This window comes from Emticicia sp. GW821-FHT11C11, from assembly GCF_058808615.1.
This window is the reverse complement of record NZ_JBXARV010000001.1, coordinates 2,255,737-2,281,911: the sequence shown is the minus strand read 5'-3', so window position 1 is coordinate 2,281,911 and position 26,175 is coordinate 2,255,737. Positions and strand designations below refer to the sequence as shown.

The window sequence follows — 26,175 nt, the reverse complement described above, 5'->3', positions numbered from 1 at the left end:
TGCACCTCCTGCCTGAACAGCGGAGGCACATTTTATTTAATCCGGATAGCAGAATTCTATAAAGTTTTTGTTATAATCTTAATGACATTCACAGACTTTATTTTAATTTTGGGCACTGAAGATAATCATCAGAGTAGATTCTAAGTAAAATAAATAAATTGCAGAAAGTTGGGTAACGTTTTACAGAGCAATAGTGTTCTGTAAAAGTTGTTTGGGCTTTACCGCGAATCATTAATCCAAAACCGCAAATTTTATAAAATGGCAGAAGTAATCCGAATGCCCAAGATGAGCGACACCATGACAGAAGGTGTTATTGCAGCATGGCATAAAAAAGTTGGAGATACTGTAAAATCAGGTGATATTCTAGCAGAAGTGGAAACAGATAAGGCTACAATGGATATGGAGTCTTATGCTGACGGCACTCTTCTTTATATTGGTGTAGAAAAAGGACAGTCGGTACCGGTTGATGCGATTATGGCCGTTGTAGGAAAACCCGGTGAAGATTTTCAAAGTTTATTGAGTGACGGTGGCGCTGCTCAACCAACAGAAGCACCTAAAGAAGCTGCCCCTGCCCCACAAGCGGCTCCGGCTGCACCGGCAGTAGATACTTCAAATATTAAAGCGAAAACAGTACAAATGCCACTTCTGAGCGATACCATGACAGAAGGGGTAATACATACCTGGTTGAAAAAAGTAGGTGATAAAGTAAAATCGGGTGATATTCTGGCTGAAATCGAAACAGACAAAGCCACAATGGAATTGGAAGCCTATGAAGACGGCACTTTACTTTATATTGGTATTGAAGCTGGCCAGGCTGCCAAAATAAACGAGGTAATTGCCGTAATAGGTGAAGAAGGTGCCGATTATAAAGCACTGCTAAGTGCCGCAACTGCTGCCCCTGCACCTGCTGAAGCAAAAACTGAACAAGCTGCTGCTCCTGCTGCTACACAGGCACCTGTTGCCGAATCAACTACAGCCAATGCAAGTAGTGGACGTATCCTCGCTTCTCCACTGGCTAAACGTCTGGCTGAAGAAAAAGGCATTAATCTGTCTGATGTAAATGGCTCGGGTGAAGGTGGCAGAATCGTGAAAAACGATATTGACAGTTTCAAACCACAAGCGAAACCTGCTGCTGCCGCTCCAAGTGCTGCGTCGTCAGTAGCCGCTGCTCCTGCAGGACAAGAAAGCTACGAAGATGTGCCGTTGTCGCAAATGCGTAAAACCATCGCTCGTCGTCTGGCTGAATCGAAATTCTCTGCTCCTGAATTCTACCTCACAATGGAAATCACGATGGATAAAACCATCAAGGCCAGAGAAGCGATGAATGAGCTATCACCGGTTAAGATTTCATTCAACGATATAGTAATTAAAGCCGTTTCGGCGGCCTTAACAAAACACCAGATGGTTAATGCGTCGTGGATGGGTGATAAAATCCGTAAAAACCACCATGTGCACATCGGCATGGCAGTAGCCGTTGATGAAGGTCTATTGGTTCCTGTTATCCGTTTCGCCAATACTAAAACACTTTCGCAGATTGCCGCAGAAACCAAAGATTTGGGAGGTAAAGCGAAAAACAAACAATTGCAACCTAAAGATTGGGAAGGCAACACTTTCACGGTAAGTAATCTGGGTATGTTTGGCATAGATCAGTTTACTTCAATCATCAACCCTCCGGAGTCTTGTATTCTGGCGGTAGGTGCTATCAAAGAAACTGTGGGTGTTAAAAATGGCCAATTTTTTGCTACCAACATCATGAAGCTGACCCTTACCTGCGACCACCGCGTAGTAGATGGTGCCACAGGTGCAGCATTTTTGGTTACTTTGAAACAATTGTTAGAAGAACCATATAAGTTGTTGGTATAGTTGTACTGGAAACATATAATACTTATATTGATAAATCCCTCACTGAAAACATGAGGGATTTATTTCTTTGTACCGGATGCTGTTGTCAGTTAGGGTACTAAATAGAAAAAATATCTTTAATCAGACCTATTGACAGAAAACACAGTTTCTGTTAATTAAGACTAAGAAATAAAATGGAAAAAATACACGCAACAACCGTACTCGGAATCATACATAATGGCAAAGTAGCTTTAGGTGCCGACGGACAGGCAACCATGGGCAACACCATCGCCAAAAGCAATGTACGAAAAGTCAGAAAATTGTATGGTGGCAAAATACTGGCAGGCTTTGCCGGTTCTACGGCCGATGCCTTCACTCTGATTGAACGCTTTGAAGACAAGCTGAACACCTATGGCGGTAACATGAAACGTGCAGCCATTGAACTGGCTAAAGATTGGCGTATGGACAGATATTTACGTAAACTCGAGGCAATGCTTATTGTAGCTAACGAAACAGAAATGTTGTTAATATCTGGTACCGGCGATGTATTAGAGCCTGATAATCAGATTGCCTCTATCGGTTCGGGTAGCATGTACGCACAATCGGCGGCTATTGCTTTAAAAAGACATGCTACAGAGTTAAGTGCAATAGAAATGGTTCAGGAAGGATTGAATATTGCGGCTGACATATGTATTTATACAAACCACAATATAATAATTGAAACATTGTAAGAATTGATATTCAACGCAGACCACCTTTATTGATTTCACTAAAGGTGGTTTTATAATCAACAACAAATATAAAACTACTAACTACCCGATTGCATGGCCTTCTCCGGGTGCCGTTCAAAAATATAATCATCCTGGTCATAATACTGGTCAGATAAAACCAACAGGACAGCATTATCAGAAAAATCATACATTTCGTGCCAATCAATAGGGTCAAGCAGCAAACACTTATCCGGAGTATCTAAATCAAAAACCTGTTGTTCTTCTCCATCATCAACAAAAACTTTACAACTTCCGCTTACACAGGTCAAAGCATTGTTTGTAATTTTATGTCTGTGTCCACCTCTTACCTGATTTTTAGCATCATAAATATAAAAAATTCTTCTTATGCCTTCTGGCAATATTTTCTCAAAAACCGTAAGACTCCCCTTTTCTGATGAATACGTTTGTAAATGAAATAATTGGGCCATAAGGCTGTTGTAAGCTTAGTTAATTGTAATTAGTAATATGGGATTCCGTGTAAAATAAGTGCTTTTTTTTAATATATAAAAGCCACCCTATCAAATTGACGCTAAAATAATAAATTTTAGCTGCATCCGCATGGGAACTTCATTTCCAACGCCTTCTTCGTATTAACAAGAGGCCTCCATTTATCAGGTTTCGGAATAAAAACTACTCGTCCGGCTCTTGGGAATACAGTAGCTTGTACAGGCTCTCCAATGGCCCCTACAATTTGCTGATACATCTTTTCTGAAATCAAATCCTTACAGAGACTTACCCCGGCAAAATCATTATACTGAAAATACTTGATAAAATAGGCCAATTGTTCCTCTGAAAACTCCTCGACTATCTTCGGTTCAGAATTTTCTTTTTCGTTATTGACAGCAAACAGATTGTTAACGCCTATATCTAAAAAGCCTTTGAGTGTTTCCGGAAGGATATAGCTATAATACCCTCCGACTGTTTTTTTATGGTGAAATCTAGTAAAGGCGTATAGATTACATGTCTTTTCATAAATAGGACAAAGTCCTTCTTTATATCCTGTGGCATCGCCACCAATTACGCAGAATGGGTAGTCTAATACCGCTTCTCCCTTTTGTTTTTCAATAACTGACATGTAATTCAAGAAATTACTTTCAATTATGAAAGGTTTTCTATCATACAAACTATTGTACACTACGAAGCCTTCTATTAAGCCCATAATTATCAAAAACGATATTACAGTTTTTTTAAGTTTGAGTTTATTAAAATCAAGCGGCAAAAAGAAACAGGATAAAATAACCGGCAACATGGAAGTAAAACGAGAGGGCACTCTATTAAAAGAACCCCACGGAATAATTCTTAAAATGGGCAGTTTAAACGGGTGATAAATGGTGTATAAAAGAAAAAAAACAACTAATGGTAAAAAAGCCAATCCGAAGTTTTTTCTGTTATACAAAAAGCCAATAGCTCCTAAACCTAAGCAAAACCAACCGGGACTTCCTGAACAGCCACCTTCGGGATAATCTCGTAGCAAGCTTATTAAAGGATTACCCAGAGCGTTAAAAAAAGGAAAATACGGAAACAACAGCCTGACAGGGTTGCTCCACCAGCCGCCCGATCGCATTGCATCAATTGAATTTATCGATTGTAATTCGTGGTAAACCTGCCAGATAATGGGCAAATACAGGTATAAGAGTATTATTGAAGGGAGAGCTAACAAAATACTCCGCGCTACATGATGCTTTAATTCATTTCTCCAGTCTTTAAAATAGTTTAGTACCTGATAGTCTTTGTTCCGATACCTCTTGCCTAATACATACACTGCAACTAACAGGCTTAAAACAAAACTCGACAAAGCATAACCACACATATAACTCAGATTAAGACCAAGTGTAGCTATGAACACAAATGCTTTCAGAAAGACCCATTTTACCGATATCTTCTCATTAAAAGTAATTCTCTTAATTAAGATAAAATCTGTAAATATACTCAGGATAACCCAATGGATAGTGCTGTGATTGAAGTGCCCAGGATACTTATTTAAGGCATAGAAATTAAAAAAAGTGACAACAAAGCCGGCAAGAAAAGCTTTACCTTGTCCGAATTCTTTCTTCAGCAATAAATAGGAACCCAAAAAAGAAATAATGAGGCTTAAGGTATAATAGTAATTCAGCCAGCCTCCATGCCCCCAGTTTCTATAGAAAAAGGCAAACCAATAATTGCTTTCAAGCGACCAGTCTGAAAACACCTGTGAAACTCCAAACGGATAGAGCGACTGGTTTTGTCGCAGTGACAACTTCGGAATTATATCAAATTTGAGATTTTCAGCAAGATAATATCCTACAAACTCCCATTCGTCAGTATCGCCGCCGCCAGTTAACGGCAAACTGAAATTTCTGACAAAGCATATACTGTAAATTACAGGCAACAAGATTGCCAGAGAGATAAAAACCAGGTTTTGTTTAGATAGTCGAAAAAGCATTTAGCATTGTTGGTTGCTATGTTTGAATAACTGTAAAAATATCATTTGTTATCTTTCAGTTATACAAAGCATGGGTACATAATAAAACAGCAGGACAAAATAAATCTATTTTAAAAGCGGAATAGGCGTTATAGAACATTCTTCCGGCGAAATGAAATTTCTGTTAGTACTTACTTCTCTTAGGCACATTGATTGAGGTAGACCAATCAATTAGTATATTTTATGGGCATCCGCATGGGTATTTTATTCTCAACGAATTTTTCCGGTTAACAAAAGCCTTCCATTGGTCTGGTTTAGGAATAAAAACTACTTTTCCGGCACCGGGAAAAATTGTAGTCTGTATAGGTCGCCCTACAGCATCTACAATTTGCTGATAAAGCTTTGCCGGGATCAGATCTACACATAAATTAATACCGGCAAAATCATTGTACTGAAAATACTTAATGAAATACTGCAGTTGCTCGTCTGAGAAATCATTAACAATTCTTGAGGCTAACCGCCAGTCTTCAGTCTCGGGGGTCAGCAGATTTCCTACACCAGTTTTTACGAATCCGTTAAGTGCATCAGCCGGAATATGGCTGTAATATCCCCCTATTACTTTCTTATGATGAAACCTGCTTAAAGTATACACATTACAGGTCTTCTGAAAAATCGGACATAGGTTTTCTTCTAAACCTGCCCCGGCTCCGTCAACAATACAGAACGGAAAATCTAATACAGCCTCTCCTTTCTGTTTTTCAACCGTGGCCATGTAATTATAAAAATTGCTGTCAATAATAAACGGCTTTCTGTTCCATAAAATCCTGTAAACCATAAAACCTTCAATGAGACCGATTGCCATAAGAAATCCCGCAAGTATTTTATAAGATTTTAGCCTGCTGAAATCGAGCGGTAAAACAAAACAACAGAAAATAACCGGCAATATAGATGTGAACCTTGAAGGAACCCGATTGAACGCTCCCCACGGGAAAATTCTCAGTGTAGGAACTCTGACAGGATGATAAAAAGTTGAAATAACCAATAAAATAATGAGTGGTAAAAACACCAGCCAATATTTCTTCCTGCTAAAATAGAACCCGGCAAGCCCAACACCCAAGCAAAACCAACCCGGGCTCCCCGAGCCTATACCTTCAGGCATATCTTTCAACAGACTGACAAGAGGATTACCGCCGGCATTAAAAAAGGGGAAATACGGAAACAACATACGTAGCGGATGGCTCCATAAATGTGCCGTATGCCCGCTGTCAGATTTAAATACCTGAGTTTCCCGGTATATTTGCCAGACTATAGGTAAATACAAATACAACAATATCAGTGACGGCACCACAAGCAGAACGTATAGTGCAGGGCTCTTTTTTAATTCAGAGCCCCAATGCCTGAGATACCCCGGCAACTGGTTCCCTCCTTTGAAGTATCTTTTAATGAGTACCACAGCCACTACTAACAGGCTTAATACAAAACTTGTTAAAGCAAAACCACACATGTAACTTAAGTTCATGCCCAGTGTGGCAATCAATAAAAACGCTTTTAAAAACACCCATTTTAATGAAATCGTCTCTTTGAGAATAATTCTTTTGGTCAGGATAAAATCTGCCAGTATACTCAGGACGGTCCAGTGGATAGTGCTATGATTAAAATGGTGCGGATATTTGTTAAGTGCATAAAAATTAAGAAAGGTTACCACAAAACCCACAAAAAAAGCCTTGCCGTTTCCGAATTCTTTCTTTAGCAATAAATAAGAACCTAAAAATGTGATAATAAGACTGAGTACATAATAATAATTAAGCCAGCCCCCATGCCCCCAGTTTTTGTAAAAGAAAGCATACCAGTAATTACTCTCCAGAGACCAATCTGAAAATGCCTGTGTAATGCCATACGGATAAAAGGTCTGGTTCTGCCTCAATTGTAGCTGTGGTAAAAAATCAAAGCTGATATTTTTGGCCAGATAATACCCTATAAATTCCCATTCGTCAATATCTCCGTGTCCGGTTAATGGCAAACTGAAATTTCTTATAAAACACACACCATAAATAACAGGCAGAACCAGGGCAGCAATAATAAAAAACAGGTTTTGTCGGGGAGCGTTCAGGTTCATTCAGTTTTCATTCATAATTGAATAATCACACGTTACAAAAATATCATTTTTACGGTTCACTCTAATCCGTTAAACCTTGCCGATGAGTAAAAAGATATCATTACAATAATGGAATAGGCCTTATAGTACGCTCTTCTAACGAGATAAACGTTTCAGTACGTTGTATACCCTGTACTTTTTGTACTTTATCATGAAGCACTTCTCGCAGATGTGGCGTATCACGACAAACAATTTTGGCAAAAATACTATACATACCGGTAGTATAATTAATACTTACAACCTCTGGTATTTTTTCCAGTTGGTCTGCTACTTCATCATACAGTGAACTCTTATCGAGGTATATACCTATAAAGGCACTGATATCCCACCCCAGCTTGATCGGGTCTATAATCAGTTGAGAACCTTTCACAATACCCATTTGCTCCATCTTTGCCATTCTTACGTGAACAGTCCCTCCGGAAACGAAGATTTTTTCTCCTATCGCCGTATAAGGCATCTTCGCGTCTTGCATCAGCAATGATAAAATCTTTAAATCTGTTTTGTCAATTTCGAAATTCTTATCCATCAGGCGTATCAAGTTTTGCCATTTTTTCAATAAAGGTAAATATATTCTATCGATTCAAGTAGTATATTTTTATGGACATCCGCAAGGATATTTCATTGCCATAGCCTTTTTGTGATTAATATAAATCCGCCATTCATCAGGTTTGGGAATGAATACGACCTTGCCTGCACCCGGAACAACAGTATTTTGTATGGGTTTCCCAATCGCATCAACAATTTGCTGATACATTTTTTCAGAAATCAGATCAGTGTAAAGATTGATTCCGCAGAAATCATTATACTGAAAAAACTTTACAAAATATGCCAGTTGCTCCTCTGAAAATTCTTCAAGGCGCTCCGGTTTAATATCCGGATCAAAAGGTTTCGTGGTTTGCATATTCGAAATATTAATATTCACAAAATTTCTGATGGTTTCTGGATGAATATAACTGTAATAAGCTCCCAATACTTTTTTATGATGGAATCGTCTCAAAGCATATATGTTGCATGTTTTTTCATAAAGCGGGCATAGGTTCTCTCTCATGCCCGAACCATCGCCGGCAATGATACAGAACGGGAAATCCAGAACAGCCTCTCCTTTTTGTTTTTCAACAACCGACATATAATTGAAAAAGCTGCTATCTACCAGATACGGTAATTTTTTATAAAGACTGCTATATACCACCCAGCCTTCTGTCAGGCCAATGATTATCAGAACACTGACAATCAGTTTACCGAATCTCAGTCGGTAGAAATCAATCGTTAAAAAGAAACATGAAAAAATAACTGGTAAAATAGAAGTGAAACGTGAAGGCACACGATTGAATGTACCCCATGGGAAAATTTTCAGGGTAGGTACTCTGTTAGGATGATAAAATGTGTACATCAACAGCAGAATAACAAGGGGCAGAAAGACCAGCCAGTATTTCTTCCGGTTAGAAAAAAAGCCTGTCAATCCAATCCCCAGGCACAACCAGCCCGGACTTCCGGAACCGAGGCCTTCCGGTTTGTCTTTTAATAAATCAGTTAACGGATAAAACGTGGCTTCAAAAAAAGGAAAATACGGAAAAAGCATTCTTAACGGATGGCTCCACATGGCAACAGGCAATTCTGCATGTTTGTAATAAGCCACATTAGATTCCTGATAGATCTGCCAGACAATGGGCAGATAGAAATATAGAAAAAAAAGCGACGGCAGTGCCAGTAAAAAATATAATCCGGTGCTTTGCTTAAATTCTTTAGCCCAACTACTGAAATAATGTAGTGTCTGATAGTCTTTTTTTATATGGCGATAAATGAGAACCACCGCCACTACTGATAAGCTCAGAACAAAGCTGGTTAGCGCATAACCACAGACATAACCGAGATTCATACCCAGGGTAGCTATGAGCAAAAATGCTTTTAGAAATACCCATTTCAACGAGATTTTTTCTCCTAGAATTATTCTTCTGGTTAAGACAAAATCTGAAAATATGCTCAGGATTGTCCAGTGAATAGTGCTGTGATTAAAATGGTATGGGTATTTATGCAAGGCATAAAAATTGAAGAATGTAACAACAAAGCCTGCAAAGAAAGCTTTATCCTGACCAAATTCTTTCTTCAACAACACATAAGAGCCTAAAAACGATATGATAAGGCTTAAAACATAATAATAGTTGAGCCATGCCCCATGCCCCAGGATTTTATAAAAAATGGCAAACCAGTAATTACTTTCTAACGACCAATCTGAAAAGACCTGGGTTACACCGAAAGGATACAAGGTTTGATTCTGCCTTAGTGTTAATTGCGGCACAATGTCAAAACGAAGATTTTCAGCCAGATAATACCCCACAAACTCCCATTCGTCAATATCTGCACCGCCAGTTAATGGAAGGCTGAAGTTTCTGACAAAAAACAACCCATAAATAACCGGCAGCAGAATTGTAGCAAGAATAAAAACAAAGCTTTTCTTCGACACACGTAAGTTCATTCAGTGGCAGTTAATTAGTGGCTTAGTTCTTTACAAAATTATGATTTTTATTACAACCTTTTAAGTATTCCAGCGTTTTACTTACTGTAGTAAATCATTTGTATTAATTGAATCAATATCCTTTCAGATAAGGAGTACTGCGATAAAATATCTGAACAAAGATACTGAACATACCATTATAATGCTGATATTTACAAGTGCTGGTATTTTTCTTGGCCGGTTGCTGCACTGGAATCAGGTATTTTTTCTTCCATTTCAATCCGGAACCACACAACTCTTGCATCGGCGCTTATGAAATCAATAAATCCGTATTATCAATTTCGAAATTTCAATCCATTCGATTTGTAAGTTTTTGACATTTTTTCAAAAAATGGAGACACTTTTTGAGCATTTTTCAAATTTTAAATAATTTCTATAGAATATTTGCAATAAATGATTTTTGTGTAGTATCTTTGTAGTGTCAAAGGGAAACAAATAGTGGCTTTGACAATGATAATGTAAGGTGATGAAATTGGCAGCCATGCCCTCCTGTCTCGGGGGTGGTGATAATAGGACAAACGCAGCATAAAGCCGGACAATTTTAGTCGACTGGGATTGACCACCAAAATTTGTACTGTAGCTAACTACACCGTGGGCGGTTCGAGTCCCCCTCTTACAGCGTGAAGTATGAAAGATTTATATTTATTGATAAATTTCTTTCATACTTTTTTTTTAAGTATGTTTGCTTAACAAAAATATTATTTGGTTTTTAGTTTGTTGATGAAGTGTAATTGCGACACGCAGTTCCGAATTGAGGATTGCGTGTTTTTTATTTAGTCTTTTTTATATTCATTTTTGATGAAAAACCGTTAGCATTAAGAACAACAATACAGGTATAGCTTGCAGAAAATATTAATATAATGGCTGGCTGGTATTTCCAAAAAAATAAATTAAGGTTAAAAAAAGGGCTAGATTATCAGAATTCATATCGACCCGGTTTTTCTAATTATCTGTAGTTTATAAAGTTAATTTTGACTAGATTTGAATAAAGATTAACTTTGGATTAAATTTGGAACAAGTACATTCAAATTGTTCTGAATATATATTATATCTGCCTTATCAGAATTACTGGCTGTCATTTCCTCAGAAGGTTATTGAGCCACACAATAATAATTTTTAAATTTTTACCTGTTTCACAGCCAGTAAAAATCAATTTTTGAGTAAGGCCCTAATACCTGAAATATTTCAAGAATCAAATTAGTTTTTATTCAGTAGAGAATTGATAGAAGATTAATCCTGTAATATTTTTCAGGAGTACTTAATGACAATCATTTAAAGAGTAATTTACGGATTTATTCTTAGGCAATATCTGCCAGTTCAAAACAAGTGCAACTATTTATTTAATAAAGTCGGACGATCCACATATTGATTCTACTTTGACTACAAATTTGCCTAACGGGTAAGAATAAAATTATAACTATGAAGCGTGTATTACATATTGTTGGTGGAATGGATAGAGCGGGAGCTGAAACAATGATAATGAATTTATATAGACATATAGATAGGTCACAAATTCAGTTCGATTTCTTGTATTTTAAAACAAAGGCATGCGACTTCGACGATGAAATAATAGCTTTAGGTGGTAGTATACACCGACTCATTGAAAAAAATCCGGTAAGACGATTCTATAAATTAATATCTTTCCTCAAGCAACATCCAGAATATCAGATAGTGCATGCCCATACACTATTAAACATAGGTCTGAGTCTGTTTGCTGCCAGAATTGCTAATGTTCCGCTTCGTATAGCTCACTCGCACAATACCAAGAGTCAATTACAGAATTCTATATTTTATGAGCTATATCAGTCTTTGTCTATTTTTTTAATCCAGAAAAATGCTACGAATTTGATTGCATGCAGTAAAGATTCGGCGAAATTTCTGTTTAAACATAACAATAATGCCCTTGTTATGTATAATTCAATAGATATTCTGGAGCATTATCAGATAGGAACAGAATTCAATGATTATTTAAGAAAGGAATATAAATTGAGTAATGATTGTAAAGTTTATGTTCAGATTGGCCGATTAGAAGTACAAAAGAATTATTTCTTTTCGCTGAAAATCATGAAAAAGCTAAAGGAACAAGGTATTGATTTTAAGTTCTTTATTGTAGGTCGGGGCATATTGGAGGCCGAAATAAGAAAAGAAATAGAAGCACTTGATTTAACCGATCATATAATCATGATGGGTGTAAGAAGTGATGTTTCTAAAATTATGGCGGGAGCAGACGTAATGCTTATGCCTTCTTTCTTTGAAGGTTTTCCGGTGGTTTTAGTGGAGAGCCAGGCAGTTGGATTGCCTTCTGTAATTGCAGACACCATATCAGATGAAGTAGACTTAGGTATTTCTCTCATTGAGTTTACAAGCTTAGACGATGACGCGCAGATTTGGGCCAATAAGCTAATAGCAACTGAAACCAAATTACCGGAAGAAAAAAATACTACTATTCTGAAAGAACGTGGTTTTGATGTCAAAAGTAATGCGATGGTTCTTACAAATTTATATAATGAAGTTAATACGCTCTGATCTTTATTGAGATTCTAATTGTAAAATTGCTGCTTTGTATTTCTCATATTTTACGTCTGAAGCTTAATGTTTCTCGTTCCACATAATCATCTACGTTTGGGCTCGTATTGTCGTCATTATGCATGAAGGTCTTAAAAATACTCTATGCTTTAGATATTCCTGGTAATCTGTCTATTTTGAGGTTTCATAAAAAAACTGTTTATTCAATCCGGAATTACAAGTTCTGACAATTAATGAAACCTGACACCCCATTACTGAACAACGACGCCGTCGTACTAGGCCTTTTATTAGGTACTCTTGCACTTATCTTTTATTCTACCAAAATAAAAGCCCTTGAAAAATTCTATAAAGTTGTTCCGCCCATATTGCTTTGCTTTTTTATTCCGGGTTTGTTGAGCTCTTTCAATGTCATTTCAGCTACTGAGTCTCAACTGGACGAAACCGCTTCCAGATTCCTGTTGCCGACCTGCCTGGTATTCTTTACGTTAGGAATAGATTTTCAGGCTATTAAGAAACTGGGTGGCAAAGCCTTGTTTGTTTTTCTTGTCGGAGCCATAGGCGTTATGGTAGGCGGGCCCTTAGGTCTTGTAATCGGAAAATGGATTGACCCGGGTTTTCTCAATAGAAATGGAGAAGAAGTTTGGCGCGGATTAGCCACCATAGCCGGAAGCTGGACCGGCGGAAATGCGAATCAACTGGCTTTGAAAGAGATTTTTCAACCCGCACCCGATATTTTTGCTCAGACGAGTGTGATAGACGTATTGTTTTCAGAATTGTGGCTGGGTCTGTTACTTTATTTTGTAGGAAAAGCCACACTGATTGATAAAAAGATGAAGGCAGATGCTTCTGTAATTGAAGAAATACGCTTAAGAGTTGAAACAGACAGTGTTAAACAGAAAAATCCTGATTTTCAGGAATTAATGATGCTTATGGCTGTGGGATTTGGTATAACTGCGGTTTCACATTTATTGGCCGATTATATTGCCCCATTTATCGAAACAAATTACCCAGCTTTAAAGGCATATAGCCTGGCTTCAAAATCATTCTGGATTGTTACCATCGCTTCTTCAACAGGTTTGATATTAGCTACCACCAAAGCAAGACAACTGGATGCCTGGGGAGCAACAAAATTCGGCACGCTGTTTCTATACATTCTCATTGCAACTATAGGCATGCAGCTTCATATTTTTGATGCTTTTCAGAATCCTACTTTGCTGCTTGTGGGCCTTATATGGATACTAACGCATGCAGCCTTTACACTGGTAGCGGCAAGAATAGTAAGAGCTCCTTTCTTTTTCACTGCGGTAGGGTCACAGGCTAATGTAGGCGGGGTGGCATCGGCCTCTGTAGTAGCTGCTGCATTTCATCCGTCACTGGCGCCCATAGGGGTTTTACTGGCTATTCTGGGCAATGCCATCGGCACCTATTGCGGCTACATTACCGGCTTAATTATGCAATGGATTGCAGCGTAGAAAATAATAACAGCTATGAGCATACTATATATGTTCATAGCTGTTATCTGTATTATTCTATTGAAGCAATGAGGCCGCTTCCTTGTCGATCCACACATGGCCATTGCTATGTTTTTTAAAAACTGTAGCAGGTAGTTGAATGGTCGGATCCTGAATCACAATTTCTTTCAGTATCTCAGCTTTTCTTTCGCCGGTAGCAATCATAATGGCCACTTTGGCTTCGAGTAGATGTTTTAATCCTATGGTGATACCTTGTGTGAGTGGTGTTTCCTGTTGAAAATACTTTTGCCCGGTGCTGATGGTAATTTCAGCCAGTTTCGATACGTGGCAATATAAGTCGAAACTAGTGCCGGGTTCATTCAGTCCGATATGCCCGTTTAGGCCTACTCCTACCAGAATGAGGTCTACTCCGCCTTTGTCGAAAATCAATTGATCTACCCTTTCGCATTCCTGCTGCAGGCTGTCAGTCATGGAGTCGAAGAAAGTATACTGTGCCGGGCTAATGCCCAGTGGTTTCAGCAGATTTTCCTCTACAATGTAGCGGCAACTGCCCTCGCTGGACCCCGGTACCCCTACCCATTCATCAAGCCCTATAAAAGTTGCCTGTTCAAAATCACCCGGTTGAGCGAGTTCGATAATTTTCTTATAACTCTGTACGGGCGTATCGCCTGATGTAAGAATAAAAGTAGCTGTTGGTTTCTCTCTTACTATATTAATGATAAATTTTGCCGTATACTCGGCTAACTCCTGAGGATTCTCGAAAACTTCAATTTGCATAGGATAACGGATTTTAAGTGTAAACAGATGCGCTGCAAATGTATTCAATTTTAATAGAATCAACGCAAACCGCCCGTATGAATTAACACCACTGTACTATTATTTTCAATTCGTGTTTTTAATAGTTCATAAAAGGCAAAAAACATTTTTGCAGAGTATACAGGCTCAATAGGTATTCTATGTTTATGCTGAAAAGTTTCTATAAAAGAAAGCAGTTCCGGTGTTTTTTTGGCATATCCGCCTTGATGAAAATCCCAGAAAAACTCAAAATTACCGATGTTTATGTTAGCCTTGTTTTCAACCAGATTCATTATTTCCTTTGACAGATATTGCGCATTTTTCAGCACACAAATACCCATTATTCTTGTTTCATGGCTTGCATTAATCAAACCCGCCATAGTTCCCCCTGAGCCGATCGGGCAAAAAATGTAATCAGGCTTAAAACCGGTTTGACTCACAATCTCCTCATACATCTCTCCTACTCCTGCCAGTGCAAACGCATTGGTTCCACCCTCCGGCACTATGTATTCATCTTCATTTCTGTAAACCTCCAAAAGCCTGTCTTTATCCCTGTATGCCTCTCTTGATACAAAAATCAGCTCCATACCACTGGTATGGGCATACTGTAAAGTGAGGCCTGAATTCTCGTTCAGTTCATCTCCTCTTATAATTCCTTTTGTGGCAAAGCCCAGATACTTGCCCACGGCAGCTACTGCATACAAATGATTAGAATGTGCCCCGCCAAAGGTAATCAGCTTGCTGAATCCATTTTTCTTTGCCTCAACCAGATTATACTTTATTTTACGCCATTTGTTTCCGGATATCTGCGGATGAATCAAATCATCTCTTTTTACATAAACTTTTATGTCTTTTTCGGCAAAGGCCGGGTCATGGATCGGCTCTATTGGAGAAGGTAGATTTAGTATTTTTTCAAAATCAAGCATATCTTTGCAAGAAGAATCAATATTTATGTAAAATAGTGCTCGGTTTGCTTGTAAACAACCCGATTTCCTCATTTGCACCAAAATTAATCAGAATGTCTGACATACAAGAACAAATAGATAACGACGACGAGGACGAACTCTTCGAGCACCAACGGGTTGTGGTTGACAAAGGCCAGGCACCTATGCGACTGGATAAATACCTGCCGCATTTTTCGAAGAATATTTCTCGTAACAAAATACAGAATGCCATTGATGCCGAAACCATCAAAGTAAACGGGCAAGCAGCCAAGGCAAGCTATAAAGTAAAGCCGTTTGATGTCATTGTTTATTCTTTACCCAAGCCCCCCAGAAATACCGAACTCATACCTGAGAACATTCCGCTTAATATAGTTTTTGAAGACGACGATATACTGATCATCAACAAACCTGCCGGAATGGTGGTTCACCCGGCTTTTGGTAACTGGTCAGGCACCCTTGTGAACGGTTTGATATATTATCTTCAGAACCTGCCCACGCATCGTAACGGAGAAATACGCCCGGGTCTTGTGCATCGTATTGACAAGGACACCTCAGGCCTTCTGGTAATTGCCAAGAATGACTACTCCATGACTTTTCTGGCTAATCAGTTTTTTGAGCATTCTATTGAGCGAACCTACTACGCATTAGTTTGGGGAGTACCCAAAGAAGAGAGCGGAACGATTCATAATTTTATTGGCAGAAGCCCTAAAAATCGTAAAGTATCAGATGTATATCCTGACGACACACAGGGTAAAGAAGCCATTACACATTATAAAACATTGAAAGACCTGCGCTATGTATCGCTGGTTCAATGCAATCTTGAAACTGGCCGTACGCACCAGATACGTGTTCATATGAAGCATCTCGGTCACCCATTATTCAATGATGCCGACTACGGAGGCGACAAAATACTTCGCGGACAGGTATTCAATAAATATAAACAGTTTGTCGAGAACTGCTTTCAACTCATACCGCGGCAAGCACTGCATGCTAAAACACTGGGCTTTATACATCCGCGCAGTAAACAATGGATGCAGTTTGATACCGAACTACCGCAGGATTTCAAAGATGTGCTGGTGAAATGGGAAAATTATGTAACGGAATAGCCACCTTCAGTATCAACTAAACACCTGACCTTCATGAAAATCAGAATAAGAAAAATAAAAAAAGAAGATATTCCTCAGGTTTTTGACCTGGTTTACGAACTTGCTATTTACGAAAAAGCGCCGGAACAGGTAACTAACACCGTTGAGATGATGCTGAAAGACGGATTCGGTAAAAACAGGATTTTCGGATGTTTTGTAGCTGAAGTAGATGGCAGAATACAGGGAATATCGGTGTATTATTATCGGTATTCAACCTGGAAAGGCAAACGCTTGTATCTGGAAGATATTGTAGTAACCGAAACTATGCGTGGGCATGGTCTGGGTAAAAAGCTATTCGATAAAACCATTGAAGAAGCCCACAAAACCAACTGCACGGGCATGATGTGGCAGGTTCTGGATTGGAACGAACCCGCCATTAATTTTTACAGAAAGAATTTCCCAACCAGATTTGACGGCGAATGGATTAATTGCCACCTGGATTTTTAGTTTTTTTCAATTTCACGGCGCTGCTTTCTGATCTCTCTTTCCTCCGGAGTATCTTTTATCAGTTTTTCTCCTACAAAGTGTATTCTTGTTTTCCATATCTTGCGTGGAGAGTAATTCTTTTCGCCATGCCTGTGTTCCATGCGAACCCTGCACGACTTAATCGGGCATATTCTGTATACATAACAGTTCTGCAACGATATGCATACCAAAACAAAAGTTAGTATTTTTCTCATCCTGACAATCCTTTTAGAACTTAGGCCAAAGTTAAGCATCTTTAATTACACCTGGGTGAAGTTGCCTATTTTCCTCGCTTATATCCCCAGCCTGGGGAATTCCCACCACAAATAGCCTCAAATAATTAGTTTTTTTTAAGGAACAACTTTTTTGTTATATCCAGCATTAAATCCGCGACCATGACAAACACGAAAAAAAACGAAAACGACCACCTCAACAAGGAAGCTGAGGAGCAGGTAAAAGAAGAGAAGAATCTTAATTTCAGGAAAATGTTACTATGGCTTTTCGGTTTAGGTATCTTTTTTTCACTCATAGCCTGGATCGGCGGTTTCATTACCGTCGGTGGTCCAGATAAAGGCGGACGATTCGGCGCTATTACTCCGGAAGACTCCGCAGCGGTAGTGAAGTCAGATACGCTGAAGGTACAATAATGTTACAACTTTAATTAAAACACAACAAACCATGAAAACTGAAAGAGAAGAACTACTGGAAAAAACCAGAGAAGAGAAAAAAGAATGGCAAACCAAGGCAGAAAATGCCTATGACGACGCCAAAGACAAAACAAATGAGCTAAAAGAAAAGGCCAAAGATAAATGGGAAGAAACGAAAGACAAAGCTTCTGAAACATGGGAAAAGGCCAAAGATAAAGCCGATGAATTGGGCGACAAAATAGAGGATAAAGCCCGTGAAGCCAAACATAAAGTAAATAGTTGGACAAGCTAAGATATTAATCGTGGATTCTATAGTGGTTGTGAAAGTCAAACAGGGGTATAGTAATTTATTATACCCCTTGTTTTAAAAAAATCCATCAGGTTTAAAACCATTAAGTCATTTATAATTCCGGTATCGGTATTATAATAGTTAATAAATTCACACAGCTAAAATTATAATCAATATTTCACACAACGATTCCAACAGCCAACTGAATTCGCACAACTTTAAAAAGATGAATCGACCAATACTATAGGGTCAATTAAATGATATAATCCGCTGCAAAATCCAACAATAGAGGGACATAACGAATGTCCCTCATTTTTTTGCCCTATAGCTTAAGCATCCATTGTTTTTTTATCTTATAAAGCCCTGACCTACTATTCGGGTTTTATAATCTGATTGAATATCATCTACTTACAATCAAGCTGACTAACACAAATACTGACCGGAAGCCGGGGGAAGAATGACGCACTGTTTTTCATCCGAGGATTTTCTGCCACGCGATATTAAAATCAATGGGGTTGTTGAGGAATATTCGTGCCCGCCAATGGGCATTATTGTATTCAGGCTCTATGGAATGGGATTTTATCTATACGAAGGGTAAGATTAATCTTTTATTTTATTCAACAAAACTCCTGAGAATCATGAAAAATTCAAATCAGAATTCTAATTCTAAATTTCAAGAACATGATGGCGAAAAGCTAACGACTTTATTTGTGGACGGTTTGAAAGACATGTACTGGGCCGAAAATCACCTTACCAAGGCTTTACCGAAAATGGCAAAAGCAGCCAGTTCTGAAGACTTGAAGATGGCGTTCGAAACACACCTTGCTGAAACAGAGAAGCAAATAGCCCGACTTGACAGGGTTTTTGAAATAATTGGCAAGAAAGCACAAGGCAAGAAATGCCCTGCTATGGAAGGGTTGGTAGAAGAAGCCAACGAAATTATTGCTTCAACTGACAACAATAGTTTTGTGAGAGATTGCGGACTGATCATGGCAGCGCAGAAAGTAGAGCATTATGAAATTGCCTCTTATGGTACCCTGCGTAATATTGCACGTATTCTGGGGCATTTTGAGGTAGCAGAAATACTTCAGACCACACTGGACGAAGAAGGAGAAGCAGATCATAAGCTAACCGAGCTGGCTGAAGCGCATATCAATGAAGAGGCAGCTTTAGAATAAATCGAGAAGCCTTTATTAAAAAGTACAGCCTTATGAAGATTATTTCATAAGGCTGTACTTTTTGTTGGCTAACTATCCGTTTACAGGTTCGCCCCCATTGATATGTATGACCTGGCCACTGATATAGCTGGCATCATCGGAAGCCAGAAAAACAAAGGCCGGTGCAACCTCGGCAGGCTGCCCGGGTCTTTTCATAGGCGTATCTTTTCCGAATTTCTTCTGATGTTCTTTTGTAAAAGTAGAAACGATAAGAGGTGTCCATATTGGCCCCGGAGCTACCGCATTCACTCTGATTTTCTTATCAGCCAGCATGCCGGATAAAGTACGGGTAAACGCTACAATTGCCCCCTTGGTTGAGGAGTAGTCGAGTAAAAGCGGATTACCCCGATAAGCAACCACAGACGCCGTATTGATAATGCAACTACCCTTTTTAAGATATGGTAATGCCGCTTTCACCAGATAAAAATTTGAGAATATGTTAATCTCGAAAGTCTGTCTCATTTGTTCACCACTTATATCTTCCACGTCTTCCTGAGGGAACTGTACTGCCGCATTGTTAATAAGCACATCAATCTTGCCCCATTTTTTTATAACCTGGTCTATAATCTGCTTGCAGTTTTCTTCTTTACTAATATCTGTTTCTATCAATAAAGCCTTTCTTCCTTTCTCTTCAACAAGCTTTTTTTTTTCTTCGGCATCCGCTGTGTTTTTTCTGTAGACTATTACCACGTCAGCACCTTCTCTGGCAAATGCTATACTTACTGCACGACCTATACCACTGTCACCGCCTGTGATAATCGCTGTTTTGCCTGTTAATCTATTAATTTCTTTGTCGTAGGGCCGTTCATAAACCGGCTTATCTTTCATGCTATGTTCCGCAGAAGCCGCATTGTCTATTTCTTTTTCGTGTTTTTTCATGGCATTACCTTTTTCTCCTATTGGTTCAAAAAACTGTGCCGTTGTCTCCACTCAGCGGTTGAATCCGAAAATATTCTCTCCCGGGTGTTTCTTCCCCTTCAAATTATCCCGAATCATCTCGGCAGCAATCTGGCTAAATACAATACCATTACCCCCGAATCCCAGGGCAAAAAGCGTATGTGGGTGTGTCGAAATTTTGCCAATGTAGGGCAAGCCGTCTTTGGTCTCGGCAAAAGTACCCGCCCAATAGAAATCCGTCCGGAAGTCTATATCAGGGAATTTCTTTACAAAGGCATTTCTCAGCAACCTTGCCTTATTGGCTGCCATTTTGTCTCTTTTTTCCGGATTATAGTAGGGTTCGTCTTTACCACCTACCAGCACCCGGCCGTCGTCGGTGGTTCGCATGTAAAGATAGGGTCGTGCGGTTTCCCAGATAAGACAATTCTGATACCATAGCTCAGCATCACTCAACGGCTCACTTACTATAGCAAACGAAGAATTAAAATCTACTATTTTCTTATTGATATACTCCTGAGACTCATAGCCGCAGGCAATAATGAGTTTGCGCGCTTTGATTAACTCTCCATGAGCGGTTGTTAATAACACACCTGTTTTGGTGTGTTCAATTTTTATTACATCAGTACCATCAAAAACGCTTAATCCGTTTTTCATAGATTCCGCCAGCAGTGCATGAGTAAAACGATAAGCGTCTATTTGTGCACCTGTTTCCGACATCAGCCCTGCCGGTGCAGAAAACGGAAAAAGTTGTTTTATATCTTCCCTCGAAAGTAACTCCAGCTTGATACCTATTTCTTTTCTCAATTGGTACTCAGACTTGACCTGCTCCGCATCTTTGCCGTTAGAAGCATAATAGAAGCTCTTTTTCAGGCTAAAGCCAACATCAGTCTTAAGTGATTTGGTTATTTTGTGGATTTTATCGATGGCCTCTACACACATCAGGTAGCTCATATTAGCATTCTTTGTACCAACGTATTCAGCCAACTGACCGAGAGGTGTATCAATTTCGTATTGAAGTAAAGCCGTACTTGCACAAGTGCTACCCATACCAATTTTTCTTTTGTCCAGTAACGTAGCCTCAATACCCGCATTAACCAGATACCAGGCTATCAGTGACCCGGTTATTCCACCACCCATGATGGCTACATCTGTTGTATACGATTGTTTAACAGAGGGGTAAGAACGGACAATACCGCTTTTCATCAACCAATATGGCGATTCGGTTCTTAAATCCATGGAGTTGCTATGTGGTTGAGTTGCGTGATTACAGAAATCTGTCAGAGCATTAATAAACCAGGGCCAGGTCGAACGCTTCCTGCGTTGTTTCAAAAGATTTACGAAGGCTCGATGCATGTTTGTCAAGCACTTTCTTCAATTCCGGAAATGATAAAAACTGAAGAACACTCAGTGCCGAGGCATAAGCCCTTTCTGCAAATTTGTCGCCTAACTGGCATGATACGGCTACTGTTCGTGGGTTTGTGGTGCTGGCGGCCATCGTAAAATAAAACTGCGACTGGTCTAGTTTTTCGTGTTCAATTTTATTTGTACGTCGTCCATCAATGTTTACGTCTTCAATAGAACGACAAATGAGTTCGGTAACAGAGTTAATCTCGTTAATTTTAACCTGGAAATACTTTTTTGAATTTCCGTTTTTTGTCATGTCTACAGCTTTCTGATATCCCTTTGCTCTCAAAGCGTTGATTTCGCAGAGTTTTTTCAGACTACGTAATGCTTCTTCGTTTAACTTATCCATGGGTATAAAGGTTTAATTCGTTGTGAATGTGAAATTGCGACATTATATAATTCTTAAAAATGTAAAAAATCATTCCATAATATGATTTTCAGCATGCACTTAAACCACGTGTATTTTATTACCCGAAATACTGTTGACTTCGCTCCTCGCCATCATTACAGTACACTAAAATCCCATTAAAACCGAAACTGGAATACCATTTTTTACATGTTTATAGTATCGAACAAATAAGGGTTTACTATGAATAATCAAGAGACAAAAACACAGGAGGATATCCGCGAAATGGTGAAAGACATTCAGTTTGCCATGCTCTGCACGAACGATAAAAACGGACATATACGCAGCCGCCCCATGGGAACACAGGGAATGGATGAAGAAGGGAATATCTGGTTTCTGACCGCTAAGGATTCAGGAAAAATTGATGAAATAAAGGCAAATCCGAATGTTTGTGTTTGCTATGCATTACCATCAGACCACACCTATGTGTGCATAATGGGGGAAGCCGAGGAAGAAGATAATCAGGCAAAAAATGATGAATACTGGACACCCATAGCCAAGGCTTGGTTTCCGGAAGGAAAAGATGACCCGAATCTGACCCTGATAAAAGTGGTGCCCCATGAAGCTGAATATTGGGACAGTGACTCTAATAAAATTGTGATGGGTATTAAAATGTTGAGTACGCTGGTAACCGGTAAAGCATATACTAACGAAAATGAATATGGCACGGTGAAATTCTGATTATAAAAGAAAAGGGTCTTGTAGGACCCTTTTCTTTTATACACCTATTTGATTTTATCTCTTCTTTCCTTCAGTTCTCTCCAGGTGGTCATTACAATGCCATTATCCTGAATGTACTTTTTCAGAGCAGGGTCTAGCATGGCTAGTAAATCTCCTTTGCGATTATTACCAGAATCTGAGATGTGTTCAAAGACTTCGGTCGGGGCTGTACAATGCATAATTACCATCGTTACACCCGGCTGTAGATCCTTAAACGACTCTATGTATTTCTGTGTTTTGTATTTCTGCAGTACTTCATCGCTCACTTTCTGGTTTTTGTACTGGTTCCATTCATAACTGATGTTATGCAGGTCGTCAAGCACTGGTAGTCCGGCATCCCATAGCTTTTTACCGATAGCTCTTGCTTGTTCAGGTTTCATTCCGGCACTACCTATCTCTTTCATAATCATATAATCATGCCCACCCGGAAACATCACCGGAATCTTCTGCTCCATACCTACTTTCAGATAACGCTCCAGATAATCAGGTCTGGCAAAGAGTGTACCCATGTGCGAGTCCATGTGAGTAGGCTCAAAACCCATAGTACGGGCTCTATCTAACTGGCTTCTGATTTCTTTCTCAATATCGTCGGCAGAAGCATGCGTAGCCGTGCTTTGCACGTTTCTCCACATGGCTCCTTCTTCATCTACCAAGTTCGGCACAGCCGCTTTCCCGGCCAGTGGTGCCCAGCGATAATCTTTCCACTCAGAAGTGAGAGTGAGGTGCAAGCCTGCATCTGTTTTCGGATGGTTTTTCAGATAGTGTACAAAACCCGGTACCCATGGACAAGGCATCATGACACTCAGTGAGTTGGCCACTCCGTCTTCGATAGCTTTGATTGCACCGATATTTGAATCATAAGACATCCCTACGTCATCCACGTGCATAATAATGACTTTGGCACCTTTCGGATACCCCAGTTTTTCGGCGTAAGTGGGATTTTGAGCGTTTACCTGCAATGCCAGCGCAATGCCGGCAATGGTAGTTAAAATGGTTTTCATTGAATTAAATTTGTGAATAAGCGGTTGGTTTGAAAATTGTGTAAACTTATTTATTAAAGGCATCAAGTACTCTTTTTACGAGGCCGTCCATCGCATTGCCATTAATCCAGCGGGCTACCATTACCAGTTCATGGTCAGGGTCAATATATACCATGTTATTGCCATTACCGAGGTGATAAAACACATTGGCAGAGGCACTCGGCAATAGTTTTTTATCGGTATTCAGAAACCAGTTCATGTAGCCATAGGTAGGCTCGGCCGTAGTTGGTGTTAGTGCCTGTTTCACCCAGTTTTCGGATAATAGTTGCTGGCCGTTCCATTTGCCCCGGTGTAAAGACAGCAAACCAAAACGGGCCATATCATACGCATTGATAAACATGCCGCCACCCCAGTGCCCACCACCGCTTACCGATTGCACGGCTTGTCCGTCGAGCACTATCCATGAATTGCGGTAGCCCGTCCAGCGCCAGGTGTTCGACGCTCCTATTTTGTCCATAATATTTTCTTTCAACACTTGCGGTAAAGGTCTGCGCCATACACTCAGCGCCGCCAACGACAATACATTCACCCGCACATCATTATACTCATAAACAGCACCAGGTTTATGTCTGGGTCTGTTCAGCCATTGGGTGGCATCTTTATCTGGTCTGTCGGCCCAATCAGGTTTTCCCCACAGGGTGCCTTCCCAATCGCTGGTTTGTCTCAGCAGCGCATCCCAGGTGATAGTCTTATTATGGGGTGTATCAAACAAGTTCAGTAATTCCGGTTTACCGAAATCGTCAGCCGTCCGGCTGACGGGTTGTCCATATATTTCAATAGGCGGCACATAAGCCGCAACAGTATCATTTACACTGCGAATCAGGCCCTTATCTACCGCTACGCCTACTACGCTTGAAAGAAAACTTTTAGTTACACTATGGGTGATGTCACACCGCTGAGGCTCGCCCCATTGGGCTATTATGTAACCCTTATAAACGATCACACCTGTGGGTGCGCCTCTTTCGGCAAATGGCCCAATGGCAAAACCGAAAGGCTCTTTACCAAAACTCTGGTAGTGAGACACCTCCATATTACGCGGATTTTTAGATTCTCCCGCAATAGCAAAACTGATGGCCTCTTCAATCTTTGCTCCGTTTAAACCCAGTTCAGCTGGCTTTTTTTGTAACCAGTTGTTGAAAGCCGGGAAGTACGGCTCTGTGGTTTTCTTCTGAGCATGTGTATTAAACCATACAAAAAAGGCTACGCTTAGTAAATAGTATTTCATCAATCTATTTCTTTTTGAATTTGTTATTCCTGAAGTCCACTTGATTGGCGCTTACTGCTTTATCAGCATAAATGTATTGCGCTTTTCGGGTAATCTCAAAATAATTATTGAATACCCGATTACCTCTGAAATGTGTACCCGACAAACGAACACCGCAGGGTGTGCCATTCACCACATTTTTGCCATCAACGAAGCATTTATTGCCACTTACTTCGCAGTTGGTTACTTCGTTATCGGCATCCTGCCCCCAGAAAGTAATACTACCATAACTGTTTTTCAGACCATCGTTGCGGCTTACATTATTGATAATTTTGTTATTACTGAATTTAATCGGACAGCTGAATTGCGCCAACAGATACCCGGCCCCTTCGTTGTCATGAGAATAGCAATTTCTGATTACGCAATCGGTAGAACCACCGTCAATATCAAAACCGCCTCCATCTTTGGTCATTCCGGCATGGTTGTGGTGTGATTCACAATGTTGGATAACTCCTTTTTTACAAGCCCATAGCCATATTCCCACCGGGCCACCTCCGGTGCACCGATTATCAGCTCCGTTTTCATAGGCTTCACAATGTTCAATCATTACTCCATCGATACCGGCCATTACAATTCCATTACCTGAATGATTATGCGTTTTGGTAAGAATACCCCGGTTATTGAATGCCTTGTTATAAGCCAGATAAAAGTTTTTATGCGGTATAGCCGGGTATTTACCCAGAGAAGCAATGCCGGCCTCGCCATTTTCATGCGCAATGCTGTGGGTAATTTTTACATTTCTGTAGCCTGTGGTATCACTTTTATCTCCAATAATCAGGATACCGAATTTATGAAACCCCTTTACCTCGCAACTATCTATTTCGATAGAACTTAACCATTTTGCAGTACAGTCTGTATAAAACTCTATTCCGTTCTGATTATTTTTCCCGACACCGTTTCCATTAAAAGTCAGGTTAACGAGCCTGACACCTTCACAATTGTAAGCAAAAAAGCCACGGCCATTTCCGGCGTCAATTATTGCCGGTTTAGCGCCATAGCTGCCGATTGTAAGCAGGTTGCGGGCACTGCCCCCATCAAAGCTGTCGAGTTGAATGGTACCTTTGAAAGTCTTTCCCCCTTCAAACAGAACTTTGTCTCCTGCTTTCAGTATAATACTGTTTACTTTTTCTATGCTTTTCCAGGCCGTTTTAATGGTCAGCCCGTCATTATTATCATTCCCGTTTGCACTAACATAATAAGTTTTATAAGTAGGTTGAGCATGAGCAAATATCAGCCACCAGACTAGATACAACCAGATTTTCAT

General features: G+C 39.7%; 25 protein-coding genes. 10 read left to right on the top strand and 15 right to left on the bottom strand.

The window, feature by feature from the left end; genetic code table 11:
- The first annotated feature begins 258 nt into the window (after nucleotides 1-258).
- Together AC1RRY_RS09770 and hslV are read left to right on the top strand one after the other, a co-directional pair.
- Nucleotides 259-1,863: a pyruvate dehydrogenase complex dihydrolipoamide acetyltransferase gene (locus tag AC1RRY_RS09770; protein WP_492815983.1), complete on the top strand. Its 1,605-nt coding sequence runs from the start codon at nucleotides 259-261 to the stop codon at nucleotides 1,861-1,863.
- 173 nt (nucleotides 1,864-2,036) lie between these two features.
- Nucleotides 2,037-2,573, top strand: coding sequence for an ATP-dependent protease subunit HslV (gene hslV / locus AC1RRY_RS09765; protein WP_492815985.1), 537 nt, complete (start codon nucleotides 2,037-2,039; stop codon nucleotides 2,571-2,573).
- Nucleotides 2,574-2,650: 77 nt separating this feature from the next.
- Here hslV and AC1RRY_RS09760 read toward each other — a convergent pair whose 3' ends face one another.
- The 6 genes from AC1RRY_RS09760 to AC1RRY_RS09735 form a co-directional block, all read right to left on the bottom strand.
- Nucleotides 2,651-3,040, bottom strand: coding sequence for a sugar 3,4-ketoisomerase (locus AC1RRY_RS09760; RefSeq protein WP_492815987.1), 390 nt, complete (start codon nucleotides 3,038-3,040; stop codon nucleotides 2,651-2,653).
- Nucleotides 3,041-3,156: 116 nt separating this feature from the next.
- Nucleotides 3,157-5,034, bottom strand: a complete 1,878-nt coding sequence (locus AC1RRY_RS09755; RefSeq protein ID WP_492815989.1) for a hypothetical protein — start codon at nucleotides 5,032-5,034, stop codon at nucleotides 3,157-3,159.
- Nucleotides 5,035-5,254: 220 nt separating this feature from the next.
- Complete coding sequence (locus AC1RRY_RS09750; RefSeq protein WP_492815990.1) at nucleotides 5,255-7,129, bottom strand: hypothetical protein; 1,875 nt, start codon at nucleotides 7,127-7,129, stop codon at nucleotides 5,255-5,257.
- A gap of 100 nt (nucleotides 7,130-7,229) precedes the next feature.
- A complete protein-coding gene (locus AC1RRY_RS09745) occupies nucleotides 7,230-7,694 on the bottom strand; it encodes an Lrp/AsnC ligand binding domain-containing protein (protein WP_492815992.1) in 465 nt (154 codons plus the stop codon).
- Nucleotides 7,695-7,763: 69 nt separating this feature from the next.
- Entirely contained in the window at nucleotides 7,764-9,641 is a 1,878-nt protein-coding gene (locus AC1RRY_RS09740) for a hypothetical protein (protein ID WP_492815994.1), read from the bottom strand.
- Between the two features lie 112 nt (nucleotides 9,642-9,753).
- Nucleotides 9,754-9,924 (bottom strand): hypothetical protein, encoded by a 171-nt coding sequence (locus tag AC1RRY_RS09735; protein WP_492815996.1) that lies wholly within the window; start codon nucleotides 9,922-9,924, stop codon nucleotides 9,754-9,756.
- Nucleotides 9,925-11,099: 1,175 nt separating this feature from the next.
- Here AC1RRY_RS09735 and AC1RRY_RS09730 point away from each other — a divergent pair.
- Complete coding sequence (locus AC1RRY_RS09730; RefSeq protein ID WP_492815997.1) at nucleotides 11,100-12,206, top strand: glycosyltransferase; 1,107 nt, start codon at nucleotides 11,100-11,102, stop codon at nucleotides 12,204-12,206.
- A 233-nt stretch (nucleotides 12,207-12,439) separates the two neighbouring features.
- Nucleotides 12,440-13,678 carry a DUF819 family protein gene (locus AC1RRY_RS09725; RefSeq protein ID WP_492815999.1) on the top strand — a complete coding sequence of 413 codons (1,239 nt, stop codon included), beginning with the start codon at nucleotides 12,440-12,442 and terminating at the stop codon, nucleotides 13,676-13,678.
- 57 nt (nucleotides 13,679-13,735) lie between these two features.
- Here the strand turns inward: AC1RRY_RS09725 and AC1RRY_RS09720 are convergent, their stop codons facing one another.
- Complete coding sequence (locus AC1RRY_RS09720; protein WP_492816001.1) at nucleotides 13,736-14,455, bottom strand: 6-phosphogluconolactonase; 720 nt, start codon at nucleotides 14,453-14,455, stop codon at nucleotides 13,736-13,738.
- 59 nt (nucleotides 14,456-14,514) lie between these two features.
- Complete coding sequence (locus AC1RRY_RS09715; protein ID WP_492816003.1) at nucleotides 14,515-15,399, bottom strand: 1-aminocyclopropane-1-carboxylate deaminase/D-cysteine desulfhydrase; 885 nt, start codon at nucleotides 15,397-15,399, stop codon at nucleotides 14,515-14,517.
- Between the two features lie 92 nt (nucleotides 15,400-15,491).
- Here AC1RRY_RS09715 and AC1RRY_RS09710 point away from each other — a divergent pair, with 92 nt between their 5' ends.
- Together AC1RRY_RS09710 and AC1RRY_RS09705 are read left to right on the top strand one after the other, a co-directional pair.
- Nucleotides 15,492-16,523: an RluA family pseudouridine synthase gene (locus AC1RRY_RS09710; protein ID WP_492816005.1), complete on the top strand. Its 1,032-nt coding sequence runs from the start codon at nucleotides 15,492-15,494 to the stop codon at nucleotides 16,521-16,523.
- A gap of 33 nt (nucleotides 16,524-16,556) precedes the next feature.
- Nucleotides 16,557-17,009 (top strand): GNAT family N-acetyltransferase, encoded by a 453-nt coding sequence (locus AC1RRY_RS09705; RefSeq protein WP_492816007.1) that lies wholly within the window; start codon nucleotides 16,557-16,559, stop codon nucleotides 17,007-17,009.
- Here AC1RRY_RS09705 and AC1RRY_RS09700 read toward each other — a convergent pair.
- Nucleotides 17,006-17,242 (bottom strand): hypothetical protein, encoded by a 237-nt coding sequence (locus AC1RRY_RS09700; protein ID WP_492816009.1) that lies wholly within the window; start codon nucleotides 17,240-17,242, stop codon nucleotides 17,006-17,008. The genes AC1RRY_RS09705 and AC1RRY_RS09700 overlap by 4 nt on opposite strands.
- 180 nt (nucleotides 17,243-17,422) lie before the next feature.
- Here AC1RRY_RS09700 and AC1RRY_RS09695 point away from each other — a divergent pair, with 180 nt between their 5' ends.
- The 3 genes from AC1RRY_RS09695 (at nucleotide 17,423) to AC1RRY_RS09685 (ending at nucleotide 19,141) form a co-directional block, all read left to right on the top strand.
- Entirely contained in the window at nucleotides 17,423-17,674 is a 252-nt protein-coding gene (locus AC1RRY_RS09695) for a hypothetical protein (RefSeq protein WP_492816011.1), read from the top strand.
- A gap of 31 nt (nucleotides 17,675-17,705) precedes the next feature.
- Nucleotides 17,706-17,966 (top strand): hypothetical protein, encoded by a 261-nt coding sequence (locus AC1RRY_RS09690; protein WP_492816013.1) that lies wholly within the window; start codon nucleotides 17,706-17,708, stop codon nucleotides 17,964-17,966.
- A gap of 635 nt (nucleotides 17,967-18,601) precedes the next feature.
- Entirely contained in the window at nucleotides 18,602-19,141 is a 540-nt protein-coding gene (locus AC1RRY_RS09685; protein ID WP_492816015.1) for a YciE/YciF ferroxidase family protein, read from the top strand.
- A gap of 72 nt (nucleotides 19,142-19,213) precedes the next feature.
- On the opposite strand, the gene AC1RRY_RS09680 is transcribed toward AC1RRY_RS09685, so the two are convergent.
- Genes AC1RRY_RS09680 through AC1RRY_RS09670 form a run of 3 tightly spaced genes read right to left on the bottom strand, consistent with a single transcriptional unit; the run spans nucleotide 19,214 to nucleotide 21,830 of the window.
- Nucleotides 19,214-20,059, bottom strand: a complete 846-nt coding sequence (locus AC1RRY_RS09680; protein ID WP_492816017.1) for a glucose 1-dehydrogenase — start codon at nucleotides 20,057-20,059, stop codon at nucleotides 19,214-19,216.
- Between the two features lie 51 nt (nucleotides 20,060-20,110).
- Nucleotides 20,111-21,313: an NAD(P)/FAD-dependent oxidoreductase gene (locus tag AC1RRY_RS09675; protein ID WP_492816019.1), complete on the bottom strand. Its 1,203-nt coding sequence runs from the start codon at nucleotides 21,311-21,313 to the stop codon at nucleotides 20,111-20,113.
- A 49-nt stretch (nucleotides 21,314-21,362) separates the two neighbouring features.
- Complete coding sequence (locus AC1RRY_RS09670; RefSeq protein WP_492816021.1) at nucleotides 21,363-21,830, bottom strand: hypothetical protein; 468 nt, start codon at nucleotides 21,828-21,830, stop codon at nucleotides 21,363-21,365.
- A gap of 240 nt (nucleotides 21,831-22,070) precedes the next feature.
- Here AC1RRY_RS09670 and AC1RRY_RS09665 point away from each other — a divergent pair, with 240 nt between their 5' ends.
- Complete coding sequence (locus tag AC1RRY_RS09665) at nucleotides 22,071-22,568, top strand: pyridoxamine 5'-phosphate oxidase family protein (RefSeq protein ID WP_492816023.1); 498 nt, start codon at nucleotides 22,071-22,073, stop codon at nucleotides 22,566-22,568.
- A gap of 44 nt (nucleotides 22,569-22,612) precedes the next feature.
- On the opposite strand, the gene AC1RRY_RS09660 is transcribed toward AC1RRY_RS09665, so the two are convergent.
- The 3 genes from AC1RRY_RS09660 to AC1RRY_RS09650 are packed head-to-tail and all read right to left on the bottom strand — an operon-like array spanning nucleotide 22,613 to nucleotide 26,175.
- Nucleotides 22,613-23,608 carry a polysaccharide deacetylase family protein gene (locus AC1RRY_RS09660; protein WP_492816025.1) on the bottom strand — a complete coding sequence of 332 codons (996 nt, stop codon included), beginning with the start codon at nucleotides 23,606-23,608 and terminating at the stop codon, nucleotides 22,613-22,615.
- A gap of 46 nt (nucleotides 23,609-23,654) precedes the next feature.
- Nucleotides 23,655-24,872, bottom strand: a complete 1,218-nt coding sequence (locus tag AC1RRY_RS09655) for a serine hydrolase domain-containing protein (protein WP_492816027.1) — start codon at nucleotides 24,870-24,872, stop codon at nucleotides 23,655-23,657.
- A 4-nt stretch (nucleotides 24,873-24,876) separates the two neighbouring features.
- Nucleotides 24,877-26,175 (bottom strand): right-handed parallel beta-helix repeat-containing protein, encoded by a 1,299-nt coding sequence (locus AC1RRY_RS09650; RefSeq protein ID WP_492816029.1) that lies wholly within the window; start codon nucleotides 26,173-26,175, stop codon nucleotides 24,877-24,879.

Bases quoted from the DNA above. Each gene is read 5' to 3' on its own strand.
- AC1RRY_RS09770 (WP_492815983.1), top strand. From the start codon at position 259: ATGGCAGAAGTAATCCGAATGCCCAAGATGAGCGACACCATGACAGAA.
- hslV (WP_492815985.1), top strand. From the start codon at position 2,037: ATGGAAAAAATACACGCAACAACCGTACTCGGAATCATACATAATGGC.
- AC1RRY_RS09760 (WP_492815987.1), bottom strand. From the start codon at position 3,040: ATGGCCCAATTATTTCATTTACAAACGTATTCATCAGAAAAGGGGAGT.
- AC1RRY_RS09755 (WP_492815989.1), bottom strand. From the start codon at position 5,034: ATGCTTTTTCGACTATCTAAACAAAACCTGGTTTTTATCTCTCTGGCA.
- AC1RRY_RS09750 (WP_492815990.1), bottom strand. From the start codon at position 7,129: ATGAACCTGAACGCTCCCCGACAAAACCTGTTTTTTATTATTGCTGCC.
- AC1RRY_RS09745 (WP_492815992.1), bottom strand. From the start codon at position 7,694: ATGGATAAGAATTTCGAAATTGACAAAACAGATTTAAAGATTTTATCA.
- AC1RRY_RS09740 (WP_492815994.1), bottom strand. From the start codon at position 9,641: ATGAACTTACGTGTGTCGAAGAAAAGCTTTGTTTTTATTCTTGCTACA.
- AC1RRY_RS09735 (WP_492815996.1), bottom strand. From the start codon at position 9,924: ATGCAAGAGTTGTGTGGTTCCGGATTGAAATGGAAGAAAAAATACCTG.
- AC1RRY_RS09730 (WP_492815997.1), top strand. From the start codon at position 11,100: ATGAAGCGTGTATTACATATTGTTGGTGGAATGGATAGAGCGGGAGCT.
- AC1RRY_RS09725 (WP_492815999.1), top strand. From the start codon at position 12,440: ATGAAACCTGACACCCCATTACTGAACAACGACGCCGTCGTACTAGGC.
- AC1RRY_RS09720 (WP_492816001.1), bottom strand. From the start codon at position 14,455: ATGCAAATTGAAGTTTTCGAGAATCCTCAGGAGTTAGCCGAGTATACG.
- AC1RRY_RS09715 (WP_492816003.1), bottom strand. From the start codon at position 15,399: ATGCTTGATTTTGAAAAAATACTAAATCTACCTTCTCCAATAGAGCCG.
- AC1RRY_RS09710 (WP_492816005.1), top strand. From the start codon at position 15,492: ATGTCTGACATACAAGAACAAATAGATAACGACGACGAGGACGAACTC.
- AC1RRY_RS09705 (WP_492816007.1), top strand. From the start codon at position 16,557: ATGAAAATCAGAATAAGAAAAATAAAAAAAGAAGATATTCCTCAGGTT.
- AC1RRY_RS09700 (WP_492816009.1), bottom strand. From the start codon at position 17,242: ATGAGAAAAATACTAACTTTTGTTTTGGTATGCATATCGTTGCAGAAC.
- AC1RRY_RS09695 (WP_492816011.1), top strand. From the start codon at position 17,423: ATGACAAACACGAAAAAAAACGAAAACGACCACCTCAACAAGGAAGCT.
- AC1RRY_RS09690 (WP_492816013.1), top strand. From the start codon at position 17,706: ATGAAAACTGAAAGAGAAGAACTACTGGAAAAAACCAGAGAAGAGAAA.
- AC1RRY_RS09685 (WP_492816015.1), top strand. From the start codon at position 18,602: ATGAAAAATTCAAATCAGAATTCTAATTCTAAATTTCAAGAACATGAT.
- AC1RRY_RS09680 (WP_492816017.1), bottom strand. From the start codon at position 20,059: ATGAAAAAACACGAAAAAGAAATAGACAATGCGGCTTCTGCGGAACAT.
- AC1RRY_RS09675 (WP_492816019.1), bottom strand. From the start codon at position 21,313: ATGGATTTAAGAACCGAATCGCCATATTGGTTGATGAAAAGCGGTATT.
- AC1RRY_RS09670 (WP_492816021.1), bottom strand. From the start codon at position 21,830: ATGGATAAGTTAAACGAAGAAGCATTACGTAGTCTGAAAAAACTCTGC.
- AC1RRY_RS09665 (WP_492816023.1), top strand. From the start codon at position 22,071: ATGAATAATCAAGAGACAAAAACACAGGAGGATATCCGCGAAATGGTG.
- AC1RRY_RS09660 (WP_492816025.1), bottom strand. From the start codon at position 23,608: ATGAAAACCATTTTAACTACCATTGCCGGCATTGCGCTGGCATTGCAG.
- AC1RRY_RS09655 (WP_492816027.1), bottom strand. From the start codon at position 24,872: ATGAAATACTATTTACTAAGCGTAGCCTTTTTTGTATGGTTTAATACA.
- AC1RRY_RS09650 (WP_492816029.1), bottom strand. From the start codon at position 26,175: ATGAAAATCTGGTTGTATCTAGTCTGGTGGCTGATATTTGCTCATGCT.